The sequence below is a fragment of the Frankia tisae genome (assembly GCF_025403405.1).
Taxonomy (GTDB): domain Bacteria; phylum Actinomycetota; class Actinomycetes; order Frankiales; family Frankiaceae; genus Frankia; species Frankia tisai.
The window spans coordinates 1-13,863 of the sequence record NZ_JANEZT010000168.1 but is presented as its reverse complement, the minus strand read 5'-3'; the positions used below and the strand labels follow the sequence as shown (position 1 = coordinate 13,863).

Here is a 13,863-nt window from a genome sequence, read left to right as displayed (position 1 = left end):
GTATACGAGGCCGCCGCGCCGCTGGGGGCGGGCGAGGGGGCCGGCGTCGCCGCGGCGGCCTCGTATACCTCGCGGAACCGCAGCTCGGCGGTCTGCCCGACCAGGTCGACCACGTCGCTGCGGCCACGGCCGGGAACCGAGATCTCGATCTGGTTGCCGGTGCGGTGGACTTCGGACTCGGCCACGCCCAGCCCGTCGACGCGCTGACGGATGATGTCCACCGCCTGGTCGATCGCGCCGGAGTCGACGGCACTGCCGGTGGTTGCCCGGGGCGTGAGGATCACGCTCGTACCGCCCTGCAGGTCGAGCCCCAGCCGTGGGGTCCAGTTCCCGGTGCCGGCCATCAGGCCGTAGAGGACGACGAGTAGACCACCGAGTACCCCCAGCCGGGTCCAGACGGAGCCTCCCGCGGATGCCCGTGCCGAGCCGCGTGCCACGTGCGAGTCCCTTCCTCACGCGCCGGATGTCGGCGCTCGTTCGTCTCGCCGTTGCCCGGACCGGCGGTGCCTAACGTACCCGAACGAATGTCACTGAGGGTACGTTCCAAACCCCCGGCGGTAACGCATCGGCGGGCCGCCGACGTGCTACAACTCCTTGCGCGGCGGGCCTGGCACCCCCCTGCCCTCACCCTCGGCACCGTCGGCACCGCCGACCGAGGACGGCCCGCCGAGGCCCTGTTCGCCGGCGGCGCTGTCCGTGCCGGGCGTTCCCTCGGGAGGCGTTTCCCCGGCGTGGGTCGCGAGGCCGGCCGGGCCGTCGAGCTCGTCTTCGTCCACCGATCCGCCGTCCTGGGCCTCGTCGTCGTCCGGAGTGCTGATCACCCGGGCGATGGCGCTGCGGGTGAACCGGCAGACCACGTCGGGGGCGATCTCCAGCAGGACGTCACCATCGACCAGTTCCACGACCGTCGCGTAGAGCCCGGCGGTGGTGATCACGAGGGTACCGGGCAGGATCTGGGACACCTGCTGCTGCTGGGCCTTCGAGCGGCGGCGCTGCAGCGAGAAGATGTAGACAACCGCCAGGACGAGAAGCAGCGGGATCAGGAAACTGCCGATGGAACTGCCGCCGTTACCGTTGGCCGCCGTCGCCGCCGTCACAAGTCCGTGCACGTCCTGCCCTCCTGAGGTGTTGCGGCGATCGTACGTATCGAACGGATGCCGCCGGTGGGCAGGGCTGCAGTGTCCGCTTTGTACCGGCACCGTGGCGTCGCGCGGTGGGCAGCGGTGGGCAGCAGTAGGCTGCTTGGTGGGTCGCCGCTCAGCCGCCGTCGGGGATCGGGGCGCCGTCGGGGATCGGGGCGGTGGCCGGGAAGAGCGGGGCCTGGCTGCGGCCGAGCGGCTCGGCAATCGGCTCGAGTCCGAGGTGCTCGAAGGCCGCCGCGGTGGCGACCCGACCGCGGGAGGTACGAATCAGCAGGCCGGCTCGCAGCAGGAACGGCTCGGCGACGTCCTCGACCGTCTCCGGCTCCTCCCCCACCGACACGGCCAGCGTGGTGAGCCCGACCGGGCCGCCGCCGAAGCGACCGACGAGCGCCTCCAGCACGGCCCGGTCGAGGCGGTCGAGCCCCAGCCCGTCCACGTCGTAGATCCGCAGTGCCGCCCGGGCGACGTCCAGGGTGACCACCCCGTCGGCGCGCACCTCGGCGTAGTCGCGCACCCGGCGCAGCAGCCGGTTGGCGATGCGAGGGGTACCCCGGGAGCGCCCGGCGACCTCGGTCGCGCCCTGTTCCGTGAGACTGACGCCGAGCAGGCCCGCCGAGCGGGTCAACACCCGGGCGAGCTCGTCCGGCGAGTAGAAGTCCAGGTGGGCGGTGAAACCGAACCGGTCGCGCAGTGGCCCCGTCAGCAGCCCCGACCGGGTCGTGGCGCCGACCAGCGTGAACGGCGCGACGTCGAGGGGGATCGCGGTCGCCCCCGGCCCCTTGCCCAGGATCACGTCGACCCGGAAGTCCTCCATCGCGGCGTAGAGCAGCTCTTCGGCGGGACGCGCGATCCGGTGGATCTCATCGAGGAACAGCACCTCCCCGGGGGACAACGCGGTGAGGATCGCGACGAGGTCGCCGGCCCGTTCGATCGCCGGGCCGCTGGTTATCCGCAGCGGCACCGCCAACTCCTCCGCGATGATCATCGCGAGGCTGGTCTTGCCCAGGCCCGGCGGGCCGGACAGCAGGACGTGGTCCGGCGGGCGCCCGCGCGCCCGCGCGCCCTCCAACATGATCGAAAGCTGCTCCCGGACCTTGCGCTGGCCGACGAACTCGGTGAGGGTACGCGGGCGCAGCCCGGCCTCGAACGCCTGCTCCTCGGCACTCGCGGCGGCCGAGACGAGGCCGTCGGCGCTCATGCGCCACTCCCCGATGCCCCGGGCACAGCCGGCCCAGCTCCCACCGACGCGGTCATCGGCGCAGCACGGCCAGGCAGGCCCGCAGCAGCGTCGGCGCATCGGGCGCGGTGTCGGCCGCCGAGGCGCCGGCCGACGGGTCCGGGCCGTCCGGAGACGCGGCCAGCACAGCCAGAGCACGCGACACCGCGTCGTCGGCCTCCCGCGCGGAATAGCCCAGCCCGGTCAGGGCCTCGCGCACGGTGTCCGCGACCCCGTCAGCGCCGCCCGCGCTACGCCCGTCGGCCTGGAGGCCGGCCGCCGCCCGGGGCGCGGGCACGGGGGAGCCGCGCGGCGGGCCGAGGCGGTCGCGCAGGTCAAGGACAATCCGCTGGGCGCCCTTGCGCCCGATCCCGGGGACTTTGGTGAGCGCCGCGAGATCCTCCTCGGCGACCGCGCGGCGGACCGTGTCCGGATCATGCACGCCGAGGACGGCCTGGGCGAGCTTCGGCCCCACCCCGCCGGCGGACTGCAGGATTTCGAAGACGTCACGGGCATCGGTGTCGGCGAAACCGTAGAGGGTCAGCTCCGTCTCGCGCACGACGAGGGTGGTGGCGAGGCTGGCCGGCTCACCGACGCTCAGCCGGGCCAGCGTCGCCGGGGTGCACTGGACGAGCAGGCCGACGCCGCCCACCTCGACGACAGCGGACAGCGGCCCGAGCGCCCTGACGGTGCCGGACAGCGAGGCGATCACGACGTCCTCGCTGGGCGGCGTGCGGGTGCGGCGGGCGCCGCCGAGCGCAGCCGGGCAAGCGCCGGGCCCCGCCACAGGTGACAGAGCGCCAGCGCCAGCGCGTCGGCGGCGTCGGCCGGCCGCGGCACCTCGGTCAGCCCCAGCAGCCGGGTGACCATGAACCCGACCTGGGCCTTGTCGGCCCGCCCGCTGCCGGTGACCGCGGCCTTGACCTCGCTGGGCGTGTACAGGGCCACCGGCAGGTCGCGCCGCGCAGCAAGCATGATCGCCACCGCACCGGCCTGAGCCGTGCCCATCACCGTGCGCACGTTGGCCTGGCTGAAGACCCGCTCGACCGCGACCGCCTCCGGGCAGGTGCGATCAAGCCAGGCGTCGATGCCGTCGGCGACGGCCCGCAGCCGGTCTGCCACCTCGGCGCCGGCCGGGGTGCGCACCACCCCCGCCTCGACCAGGCGGACGCGGGAACCAGGGGCTCCGTCGACAACCCCCAGGCCGCACCGGGTCAGCCCCGGATCGACGCCCAGAACCCGCATCCACCCTCCCGACCACTCACCCGCAAGAACACTTGTTCGATGGTAGATCGGTTGGCGCAACAGGACATCCACGACACGCCCAACAGATCGCCTCCGGCGCGGCGGCGCCCCGCTCAGCTGCTGACGAGCTCCATGACGTCGTCGGAGATGTCGCCGTTGAACCACACGTTCTGGACGTCGTCGAGGTCCTCGACCGCTTCGAGAAGCTTGAGGACCTTGGCCGCAGGCTCGGCGTCCAGCGGCACGCTCACGCTCGGCAGCCAGGAGATGTCCGCCGAGGTGATCTCCAGACCGGCGTCGGTGGCGGCCACCCGCACCGTGTGCAGGTCGGTGGCCTCGGAGATGACCTCGAAGGCGTCGCCGAGATCGTTGACCTCCTCGGCGCCCGCGTCGAGCACGGCGAGCAGCACGTCGTCCTCGGTGAGCCCGGCGGACTTCGTCACCAGCAGAACGCCCCTGCGGTTGAACAGGTACGACACCGAACCGGGATCGGCCACCGTGCCGCCGTTGCGGGTGATCGCCACGCGAACGTCGGAGGCGGCCCGGTTACGGTTGTCGGTGAGGCACTCGACGAGGATCGCAACACCGCTCGGCCCGTACGCCTCGTAGGTGATGTTCTCGTAGTTCACCCCGCCGGCGAGCTCACCGGACCCCCGCTTGACCGCCCGCTCGATGTTGTCGTTCGGCACGGACTGCGACTTGGCCTTGGCGATCGCGTCGGCCAGCGTCGGGTTGCCCGCCGGGTCGCCGCCCCCCGTCTTGGCGGCGACCTCCACCGTCTTGACCAGTTTGGCGAAAAGCTTGCCTCGCCGCGCATCGACGACTGCCTTCTTGTGCTTCGTGGTCGCCCACTTCGAGTGACCGCTCATGTCCTGCCCCTCTTACTCGCGATCACCGACCGGATCCGGAAGATCGCACAATGTCGACGAATAGCCGGTGCATCCTGGAGTCACCGGTCAGCTCCGGATGGAACGCGGTGGCCAGCAACGGGCCCTGACGGACCGCCACCGGCGCCTCGGCGACACGAGCCAGGACCTCGACCGCATCGCCCGCTTTTTCTACCCATGGTGCTCGGATGAAGACCGCGTGCACAGGCGGCCCCTCCACGCCGTCGACGTCAAGATCGACCTCGAACGAGTCGACCTGCCGGCCGAAGGCGTTGCGCCGGACGACCATGTCCAGCCCACCGATCAGCGGCTGGTCCGGCCGGCCATCCACGACGTCCCGCGCAAGCAGGATCATGCCAGCGCACGAGCCGAACACGGGCAGGCCCGCCACCACCGCCGCCCGCAGCGGCTCCAACAGCTCGAACACCCGCAGCAGCCGGCCGATCGTCGTGGACTCGCCGCCGGGCAGGACCAGACCGTCCACCGCGGCGAGCTCCGCCGTACGGCGGACCTCCACCGGCCGCGCGCCGACGTCACTCAGCGCCCGGGCGTGCTCCCGCACGTCCCCCTGCAGCGCGAGGATGCCGATCCGCGGACCGCTCACCAGCCGCGGTCGGCGTACCGGGCCGCCGACGGGAGCTCGGCGACGTTGATGCCGACCATCGCCTCGCCCAGGCCCCGCGACACCTTCACCAGGACGTCCGGGTCGTTGAACATCGTGGTGGCCTCGACGATCGCGCGGGCGCGCCGCGCCGGATCGCCCGATTTGAAGATCCCGGAGCCGACGAACACCCCGTCCGCGCCGAGCTGCATCATCAGCGCCGCGTCCGCGGGGGTGGCGATACCGCCCGCGGTGAACAGCACGACGGGCAGCCGGCCAAGCCGAGCCACCTCGGTGACCAGCTCGACGGGGGCGCGCAACTCCTTGGCCGCGGCGTAGAGCTCCTCCGCCGGTAGCGCCGAGAGCCGGCCGATCTCGGCGCGGATGGTACGCATGTGCACCACGGCGTTGGAGACCTCGCCGGTGCCCGCCTCACCCTTGGAACGGATCATCGCCGCCCCCTCGGCGAGACGGCGCAGCGCCTCGCCGAGGTTCGTCGCCCCGCAGACGAACGGCACGGTGAACGACCACTTGTCGATGTGGTGGTGCGGGTCGGCCGGGGTGAGGACCTCGGACTCGTCGACGTAGTCCACTCCGAGAGCCTGGAGCACCTGGGCCTCGACGAAGTGCCCGATCCGGGCCTTGGCCATGACCGGGATGGACACCGCCTCGATGATCTCCGAGATCATGTCCGGATCGCTCATCCGGGCGACGCCGCCCTGGGCGCGGATGTCGGCGGGCACCCGCTCCAGGGCCATCACCGCGACGGCGCCGGCGTCCTCGGCGATGCGCGCCTGCTCGGCCGTGACCACATCCATGATCACGCCGCCCTTGAGCATCTCCGCCATGCCCCGCTTGACGCGGGCGGTGCCGGCATGCCGGGCGGAGTCGGTCGCCGGGCCGGCGGTGGCGGCAGTCTGGCCCTGGGACATGATGTGCCGTCTCTTTTCACTCCAGTCGGGCACCACGGCCGGCCGGCTCCGCCATGTCAGGCACACCTGCATGTCGGATACCCAGCCAGGTGATTCCCGTGCGGGTAGGTCGGTTCCCCATCGTACGGCGCAGGCCGCGCCGACCGGGCAAGTCAGGAGGCCAGGCCCGGCCGGTCGCCGTGGCCGAGCGGCCCGTCGTGGCCGAGCGGCCCGTCGTGGCCGAGCGGCCCGTCGTGGCTCGGCCGGTCCTCGCGCCCGGGCGCGTCGGCGCCCCGCACCGAGCCCTCGACGAGACGCGGCCAGGGCTCCTCGCGAAGGGGCAGCGCGTCGTCGATCTCGAAGTAGCCGGGCGGTGGGCGGCGCCCGGACAGGTGGAGCACCCGGACCACCCGGCGGCCCGCGAGCGCCCGCTGGTCACGGACCGCGTCGTTGTGGAACTGGCGGGCCAACGCCACCCGGGCTGCCCCGGAGTCGACCGCGTGCAGCTCGATGGGAAAACGCTGCCCGGCCGCCGCGACCTCGACGGAGCGCAGGGACCGGCTCAACGCGTTCTCGGTCAGCTCGACCGCGGCGTTCAGGGGGGCGCCGACGAGCAGGGCCGGGTAGGCCGCCCGCGCGCGGGCGGCGCTGGCCGCCAGCTCATCGAGACCGCAGCGCTCGGCGAGCTGCGCCGCGGCGTCGGCGCGGGCGACGAGCTGGGTGATCAGACCGCCGCTGGCGTCCGACACCCGGGCGGCGAGCCGGTCGAGCCGGCGGGCCAGCCAGGTCAGATAGGTCGCGATCGCCACCACGAGGGCAACGACCACCACGAGGACGGTCATCTCGCGCAGCGTAGCCAACGGACGGATGTGACCTGGCGCCGGTACCGCCCGGCTACGTCGACGCGAGCGACACCCGACGGTCTCCGGAGACCATCTGGTAGACGCCGACGATGCGCTCGGCGATGGTTCGCCAGTCGTAGGTCTCGACGACCGCCCAGCCGCGGCGGACCAGCCCGGCGGCCCCCGCTGGATCGGTGAGCACGTCGGCGAGGGTGGCGGCGAGTCGCGCGGGATCGCCGACGTCGAACAGCCGCCCGGCGCGACCGTCGTCGAGCACCCGGCGGAACGCGTCGATGTCGCTGGCCACCACGGCGGTCCCGGCCGCCATCGCCTCCAGCAGCACGATCCCGAAGCTCTCCTGGCCGGTGTTCGGGGCGCAGTACACCTGGCCGGAGGCGAACACCCGCGGCTTGTCCGCATCGGAGACGAGGCCCAGCAGTTCGACGCGGGACCGCAGCTGCGGGTCCAGCCGCGCCCGGACCGCCGCGGCGTCCCCGGGCCCGGCGACGAGCAGGCGCACGTCGTCGATCCGGGCGGCAAGCTGCGGCATCGCGGCCAGCAGCACGTCGAGGCCCTTGCGCGGCTCGTCGATGCGGCCGAGGAAGGCGACGGTGGGCCGCCCGTCGTCGTAGCCGGGCAGCGGCCGGGCGTCCGCGAAGTGCTGCACCGCGACCCCGTTGGGGATCAGGATGGCGTCGGCGCCGAGATGCTCCACGAGCGTGCGCCGCGCCGCCTCGGAGACCGCGATGCGGGCACGCAGCTTCTCGAAGGACGGCTGCAGCGCCCCCTGCGCGGCGGTCAGGAACCGCGAGCGGGGGTTCGCGGTGTGGAAGGTCGCCACGATCGGCCCGTCGGCGAGCATGCAGGCCAGCAGGCTGACGCTCGGCGCGCTGGGCTCGTGTACGTGCAGGACGTCGAAGTCGTGTTCGCGCAGCCAGCGGCGGACCCGGGCGGCGGAGACCGGGCCCATCAGCAGCCGGGCGACCGAGCCGTTGTAGGGCACCGGCAACGCCCGGCCGGCATCGACGGCGTAGGGCGGCAGGGTCTGCTCGTCGTCGACCGGAGTGATGACCGAGACCTCGTGCCCCGCCGCGAGCAGGGCTTCGGCGAGGTCGCGCACGTGGACCTGGACCCCGCCGGGGACATCCCACGTGTAGGGGCAGGCCAGGCCGATCTTCACGGCGCCGCCGTGGGGCAACCGGGCGGGGTCACGCCTCGTCGCGCCAGACGCGCTGGAGCATGTGCCAGTCGGCGGGATGGGCGGCGATGCCGGCGGCGAAGGCGTCGGCGAGGTCCTGGGTCATCGTCGCGACGTCGCTCGGCCGCGCCGCGGGGTGGATCCGCGCGCTCCACCCGTCCCGGTCGAACCACAGCGTGACCGGCAACAGCGTCGCCCCGGTGGCCAGCGCCAGCGCGGCGGGGCCACCGGGCATCGTGGCCCCGGCGCCGAAGAACCGCACTCCGATGCCCGTGCGGGACAGGTCGCGGTCGGCGAGCAGGCACAGCATCCCGCCGGCCCGCAGCCGGTCGGCGAGCAGGTCGAACGGCGGGCTCTCGCCGCCCGTCAGCGGGATGACCTCCATCCCGAGCTCGGAGCGGAACGCGACGAAGCGCTCGAACAGCGACTCGGGCTGCAGCCGCTCGGCGACCGTGGTGAACGGGACGCCCGTCGCCGCAAGCCAGGCGCCGGCCTGCTCCCAGTTGCCCATGTGCGGCAGCGCCAGAATCGTGCCCGCGCCGCGGGCGTGTGACTCGCGCAGGAGGTGCTCGTCGAGGACCCGCATCCGGCCGACGATCCGCTCCGTGCCGAGCTCGCGCAGGCGGAAGACCTCGAGCCAGTAGCGCGCGTAGGAGCGCATCGCCACCCGGGTGAGCCGGTCCAGGTCGGTGCCGGCCGGCGCGACCCGGCCCAGGTTCGCCCGCAGCCGGCGGACCCCTCGCCCGCCGCGCCGGTACGCCGCGTCGGCGCCGAGCCGGAACGCCGCGGCGGCGACCGGCTCCGGCAGCAGTCGCACGCCGCGCCAGCCCAGCGCATAGCCGAGGTCGACAAGTCGCCCTTCGGTCACGGCCGCCGCGCGGGCCCGGATGGCATGGCCCCGGACGGGACGGTGGGGGCCGCGGTCGACGTCGGCGGCGCCGGCGGGTCACCCGCGCGGTACCACTGCCGGTACACGTGCACCACGCGCTGGACGACGGTGAGCGTGGTCGCGCCGACGAGGAACCACAGGGCGGCGGGCAGCAGGTAGGGCACGCCGAGGCCGTACAGGCCGGCGGCGACCAGCAGGATCAGCAGCCGCTCGCCGCGCTCGGCGAAGCCGACGTTGCAGGTGAAGCCGAGCCCCTCCGCGCGCGCCTTGACGTAGGAGGTGATCGAGCCCGCCACCAGGCAGACCAGCGCGGCGACGACGAGCGGCAGCGAGTCGCCGGCGCCGGCGTACCAGATGATCAGCGAACCGAAGATCGCGCTGTCGCCGACGCGGTCGGAGGTGGAATCGAGGAAGGCCCCCCACTTGGAGGAGATGCCCCGGGCTCGGGCGATCACCCCGTCGATCAGGTCCGAGAAGACGAACAGAGTGACTACGACCGTGCCGAGGAAGAAGACCCCCCGGGTGAAGAACCCCAGCGCGGCGCCCGCCACTCCGATGGTGCCGATGATCGTCACGACGTCGGGCGATATCGACGACCTGGCGGCCCACTGGCTCACCGGGTCGAGCACCTTCTGGATCTGCGGTCGTGCCTTGCTAGCGAGCATGTGGCGTCCCGTCGTCCCGCGTATACCCGGCTTCGGCCGGTCTTCACAGTACCGCCGCCACGATCCGTGCATTCCCGACCACGGCTCCACTCGGGCTTGTGCCCCACGTCACCTGGGAGCACTCTGCCGTTACGGACAGGATCTCACCTGCCGATCAAGGAGGCGAGGATGTCAACAGCCTCGTGCGATGTACGTAACGTCGTCCTGGTGGGGCACACCGGCGCGGGCAAGACGGCCCTGGTGGACCGGCTGCTCGCCACCGCCGGGCCGCCCGAGCGCCAGAACGGCGACCATCAGCTCGTTCACACCAGCTACGTCGGGCACGCCGACCCCGATCACCGGCCCTCCCGGTCGGTCAGTCTCTCCTTGTGCTCGGTCAGCCACCGCGGGCTCACCATCAACCTGCTCGACACCCCGGGCTACCCGGACTTCATCGGCGAGCTGCGCGCGGGCCTGCGCGCCGCCGACGCCGCCCTGTTCGTCGTCAGCGCCGTCGACGGCGTGGACGGCGCGACCGGCCTGCTGTGGACCGAGTGCGCCGAGGTCGGCATGCCACGCGCCATCGCCATCGCCCACCTGGACCATGCCCGCGCCGACTTCACCGCGGCGGTCGAGGAGTGCCAACGTGCCTTCGGCACCGGTGTGCTGCCGGCCTGGCTGCCCCATCGGACGGCGGACGGCACCGTGCGGCTGGCGGGGCTGCTGACCGGCCGGACCGTCGAGTACGGCCCCGGCGGGCGGCGCGAGTCCACGGCCGAGTCCGACCGGTCCGACCGGTCCGACGTGCGCCACGCCGCCGCTCGTGCCGCCCTCGTCGAAGGGATCATCGCCGAGAGCGAGGACGAGACGCTACTCGACCGCTACCTGTCCGGCGCCGACCCCGATCCGGACCTGCTGCTCGCCGACCTGGAGACCGCGGTCGCCCGTGGCACGTTCTTCCCGGTGTTGCCGGTCGGCCTGCGCACCGACCAGGACGCGAACCACGGCACCGGCGACCGGATCCCGGCGCGGACCGGCGGGTTCGGCTCGACGGAGCTGCTCGACCTGCTGGTCCAGGGCTTCCCCGCGCCGGCGGAGCATCCCCTCCCGGCGCTGACCCGGCCCGACGGCACCGCCTGCGCTCCGGGCACCGGCGATCCCGCCGGGCCGCTGGTCGCCGAGGTCGTCAAGACGACCACCGATCCGTATGTGGGCCGGATGTCCGTCGTGCGGGTCTTCAGCGGAACGCTGCGCCCGGATGACCCCGTCCACGTCAGTGGGCACGGGCGGGCGGCGGGCGGCCATGCCGACCATGACGACAACGAGCGGGTCGGCGCGCTGTCCCGGCCCTACGGCTCGGCGCTGCACAGCGTGCCGGACTGCCCCGCGGGCGGCATCTGCGTGGTGACGAAGCTCGCCACCGCCGAGACCGGCGACACCCTGTCCAGCCTCGACGATCCGCGGCACCTGCCCGCCTGGGCGATGCCCGAGCCGCTGCTGCCGGTCGCCATCCGAGCCCGCGGCCGCGCTGACGAGGACCGGCTGTCGACCGCGCTGTCCCGGCTGGCGATCGAGGATCCGACCCTGCGAGTGGTTCAGGATCCGCAGACCGCGCAGCTCGTCCTGTGGAGCATGGGCGAGGCGCACGCGGACGCAGTGCTCGAACGTCTCGCCCAGCGCTATGGCGCCACCGTCGACCGGGTAGCGGCGATCATCCCGCTGCGGGAGACGCTGCGGGCGCCCGCACACGGGCTGGGCCGCCAGGTGAAGCAGTCCGGTGGGCACGGCCAGTACGCCGTCTGCCAGCTCGAGGTCGAGCCGCTCCCGCCGGGCAGCGGATTCGAGTTCGTCGACGAGATCGTCGGCGGCGCCATCCCCCGCTCGTTCATCCCCTCGGTGGAGAAGGGCGTCCGGGCGCAGATGGCCCAGGGGGTGCGGGCCGGTCACCCGCTGACCGACCTGCGGGTGCGCCTGGTCGACGGCAGGTCGCACAGCGTCGACTCCTCGGACCTGGCGTTCCAGATCGCCGGCGGGTTGGCGCTGCGCGACGCCGTGCGCAGCGGCGGTGTGGTCGTGCTGGAGCCGGTGCTGGCCGTCGACGTGTCGGTGCCCGACGAATTCGTCGGGACTGTGGTCAGCGACCTGTCGACCCGACGGGGACGGGTCGTCGGCATGGATCCGGTCCCGCCGGCGCCGGGCAGCGCACCTTCGTTCGCCGCAACGCGCACCGTCGTCCATGCCGAGGTACCGGAAAGCGAGATGTCCCGGTACGCGATAGAGCTGCGCTCGCTGAGCCACGGAACAGGAAGCTTCCACCGCGAGCCGCATGGCTTCGAGCCGATGCCACCGCAGCTCACCGATTCGCTGATCGGCTGATCGGCTGATCGGCCTACTCGCCGCAGCGGCCTACTCGGCCGGGGCCGCGCCTGCCCAGGCGTCGGCGAGCATCTCCCGGGTCTGCCCGAGCAGGGCGGGCAGCACCCGGGTCACCCCCACCACGGGCATGAAGTTCGTGTCGCCGCCCCACCGGGGCACCACGTGCTGGTGCACGTGGGAGGCGATTCCGGCGCCGGCGACGTGCCCGAGGTTCATGCCCGTGTTGAAACCGTGGGCCCCGCTGGCGGTACGCAGCGCACGCAGGGCACGCTGCACGAAAAACGCCATCTCGACGATTTCTTCGGAACCCATCTCGGCATAGTCGGCGACGTGCCGGTAAGGCACGATCAGCAGATGCCCGGCATTGTATGGATAGAGGTTGAGAACCGCGTAGACGGCTTTCCCGCGGGCAACCACCAGCCCGTCCTCGTCGGACATGTCGACGATGGAGCAGAAGGGGCATTCATCGTCGCGCCCGCGACCTTCACCTTTGATGTAGGCCATCCGGTGGGGCGTGTAAAGGCGCTGGAAGGCGTCGGGACCGCCGACCCCGGCCTGCTCCTCGAGCGGAACCCCGTCGGGCGAGACCTGGGCGGTCACCGGGCTGTCACCGCGGCCTCGCCGCCCCGGCCAGGGCAGGGGATCCCGCAGGTGGTGCCGGTTGGGCGAGAGGCGGCAGCGGGCCGGGCGCGCCCAGCGGCGCCAACCCCGCCACCTTCATCGGAAGATCCCCCTCGAAGGGTGGCCAACATCCTGCCAATTTATCAGGACCTCGACCGATGAGGCGGCTCCGGCGAGGGCGATGACGCTCACGCGCAGGTGCACACCCACAGCGGAAGAGGGAGACTGACGGCGTGGGGGGGGCGCCGCCAGTCTCCCCCGAGTGGCGTATTTGGTTTCGAACCACGGCGTCCCGGTCGTCACGGCGACGCACCCGAAGGGAACCGCGCCCGGGAAATTCCCAGCGCAACCCCCTGCGAGACGTCGCACCGACAAAGGGACCCGCTACGCCCTGCCCGATCAGAGTAGCGGGTGTTAAGCCGATCTGTACAGGGCGGATCTCATGCCGCCCGGAAATAACCGGGCGCACATCGCCGGGCCGGACCTGAACTCGTGGGCACACCGAGCAACTCACCGAAGGGGCGGGACGCACAGCGATGCCGATCAACGATGGGCCAACCGGTACCTCATCGGCCGCCGCAATCGGTTCACCTTGCCTTCCGCCGCCAGGAGCTGACAGACGACGGCCACTGAGATCGCTGGCCGGCCGGCGACCAGGGGGCATCGTCCGCCCCGGACCACCCGGGGTAGCCCACCCAGGCGGAAATGGTCGTCCAAACCCAGACGATCTTCCGGTATTTAGGCCACTCTTCTCGACCTCCCGGGCCGGGAAATCAACCGCCGGGCGGCCCGCCGGGCTCGCGGGCCACTGCCATCGGCTCCCGCCGATGCTCACTCCTCGTCACTGCCTGCCGGACGACGTTCGAGGCGGCGTGGGCGCCCCATCCGCGGGCCCGATGTCGAGCACCCCCACCGGTATGGCACCAAAGTGGGGTCTCGAGGAGATCATTCCAGGCTGGCCGCACCGCAGCCAGGGCGCCTGGATCGCGAGAAAAGCGGCATTTGCGCTGGTAGGAAGCCGGCCTCACCGCCAGAGAAAGGATCTTGACCTGGCCCACCGTCACAGGGCCGCCGCGGGCGTACCCGCCGACGCGGCGAGGTGAATCAGCCGCAGGAACCGACACCAAAGGGGAAACAGCTGCGGATCACCAACGGCCAAATCCCAAAGGCGCGAGCATGAGCACGAACCACCCGCACCGGACGCTTCCCACGCCCCCTCGGACCGCTTCCATCCGGACCCTCACCCAACGCCGACCCCACCGACCTGGCCGCCGCCCGACGGTCCCAGGGC

At 72.6% G+C, this 13,863-nt stretch carries 13 protein-coding genes and 1 pseudogene; 1 reads left to right on the top strand and 13 read right to left on the bottom strand.

All coding sequences use genetic code 11. The annotated features are described in order from the left end of the window. The 12 genes and pseudogenes from NBZ85_RS16970 to pgsA all read right to left on the bottom strand — a co-directional run. Positions 1 to 437 (bottom strand): annotated as a pseudogene (locus tag NBZ85_RS16970) (protein translocase subunit SecD); the annotation flags it as partial. 147 nt (positions 438 to 584) lie between these two features. Further along, positions 585 to 1,109, bottom strand: a complete 525-nt coding sequence (gene yajC, locus NBZ85_RS16965; RefSeq protein ID WP_261557684.1) for a preprotein translocase subunit YajC — start codon at positions 1,107 to 1,109, stop codon at positions 585 to 587. 148 nt (positions 1,110 to 1,257) lie between these two features. Beyond that, positions 1,258 to 2,340 (bottom strand): Holliday junction branch migration DNA helicase RuvB, encoded by a 1,083-nt coding sequence (gene ruvB, locus NBZ85_RS16960; protein WP_261557686.1) that lies wholly within the window; start codon positions 2,338 to 2,340, stop codon positions 1,258 to 1,260. 52 nt (positions 2,341 to 2,392) lie between these two features. Continuing rightward, positions 2,393 to 3,070, bottom strand: coding sequence for a Holliday junction branch migration protein RuvA (ruvA, locus tag NBZ85_RS16955; RefSeq protein ID WP_261557687.1), 678 nt, complete (start codon positions 3,068 to 3,070; stop codon positions 2,393 to 2,395). Then, a complete protein-coding gene (gene ruvC, locus NBZ85_RS16950; protein ID WP_261557688.1) occupies positions 3,067 to 3,603 on the bottom strand; it encodes a crossover junction endodeoxyribonuclease RuvC in 537 nt (178 codons plus the stop codon). The genes ruvA and ruvC overlap by 4 nt, the downstream gene beginning before the upstream one ends. A 113-nt stretch (positions 3,604 to 3,716) precedes the next feature. Beyond that, a complete protein-coding gene (locus NBZ85_RS16945; protein WP_261557689.1) occupies positions 3,717 to 4,472 on the bottom strand; it encodes a YebC/PmpR family DNA-binding transcriptional regulator in 756 nt (251 codons plus the stop codon). A 22-nt stretch (positions 4,473 to 4,494) separates the two neighbouring features. Further along, a complete protein-coding gene (pdxT, locus tag NBZ85_RS16940) occupies positions 4,495 to 5,094 on the bottom strand; it encodes a pyridoxal 5'-phosphate synthase glutaminase subunit PdxT (RefSeq protein WP_261557690.1) in 600 nt (199 codons plus the stop codon). Continuing rightward, positions 5,091 to 6,023 (bottom strand): pyridoxal 5'-phosphate synthase lyase subunit PdxS, encoded by a 933-nt coding sequence (gene pdxS / locus NBZ85_RS16935; protein WP_261557691.1) that lies wholly within the window; start codon positions 6,021 to 6,023, stop codon positions 5,091 to 5,093. Before pdxS ends, pdxT begins: the two co-directional genes overlap by 4 nt. Positions 6,024 to 6,175: 152 nt before the next feature. After that, a complete protein-coding gene (locus NBZ85_RS16930) occupies positions 6,176 to 6,844 on the bottom strand; it encodes a hypothetical protein (protein ID WP_261562207.1) in 669 nt (222 codons plus the stop codon). Positions 6,845 to 6,896: 52 nt separating this feature from the next. Further along, positions 6,897 to 8,024 carry a glycosyltransferase family 4 protein gene (locus NBZ85_RS16925; protein WP_261557696.1) on the bottom strand — a complete coding sequence of 376 codons (1,128 nt, stop codon included), beginning with the start codon at positions 8,022 to 8,024 and terminating at the stop codon, positions 6,897 to 6,899. 28 nt (positions 8,025 to 8,052) lie between these two features. After that, a complete protein-coding gene (locus tag NBZ85_RS16920; protein ID WP_261557697.1) occupies positions 8,053 to 8,910 on the bottom strand; it encodes a phosphatidylinositol mannoside acyltransferase in 858 nt (285 codons plus the stop codon). Further along, a complete protein-coding gene (gene pgsA, locus NBZ85_RS16915) occupies positions 8,907 to 9,596 on the bottom strand; it encodes a phosphatidylinositol phosphate synthase (RefSeq protein ID WP_261557698.1) in 690 nt (229 codons plus the stop codon). The genes NBZ85_RS16920 and pgsA overlap by 4 nt, the downstream gene beginning before the upstream one ends. Before the next feature lie 168 nt (positions 9,597 to 9,764). Between pgsA and NBZ85_RS16910 the strand changes: the two genes are divergently transcribed. After that, positions 9,765 to 11,951 (top strand): elongation factor G-like protein EF-G2, encoded by a 2,187-nt coding sequence (locus tag NBZ85_RS16910; protein ID WP_261557699.1) that lies wholly within the window; start codon positions 9,765 to 9,767, stop codon positions 11,949 to 11,951. Between the two features lie 30 nt (positions 11,952 to 11,981). Here the strand turns inward: NBZ85_RS16910 and NBZ85_RS16905 are convergent, their stop codons facing one another. Continuing rightward, positions 11,982 to 12,551, bottom strand: a complete 570-nt coding sequence (locus NBZ85_RS16905; RefSeq protein WP_261557700.1) for an HIT family protein — start codon at positions 12,549 to 12,551, stop codon at positions 11,982 to 11,984. Positions 12,552 to 13,863: the final 1,312 nt, after the last annotated feature.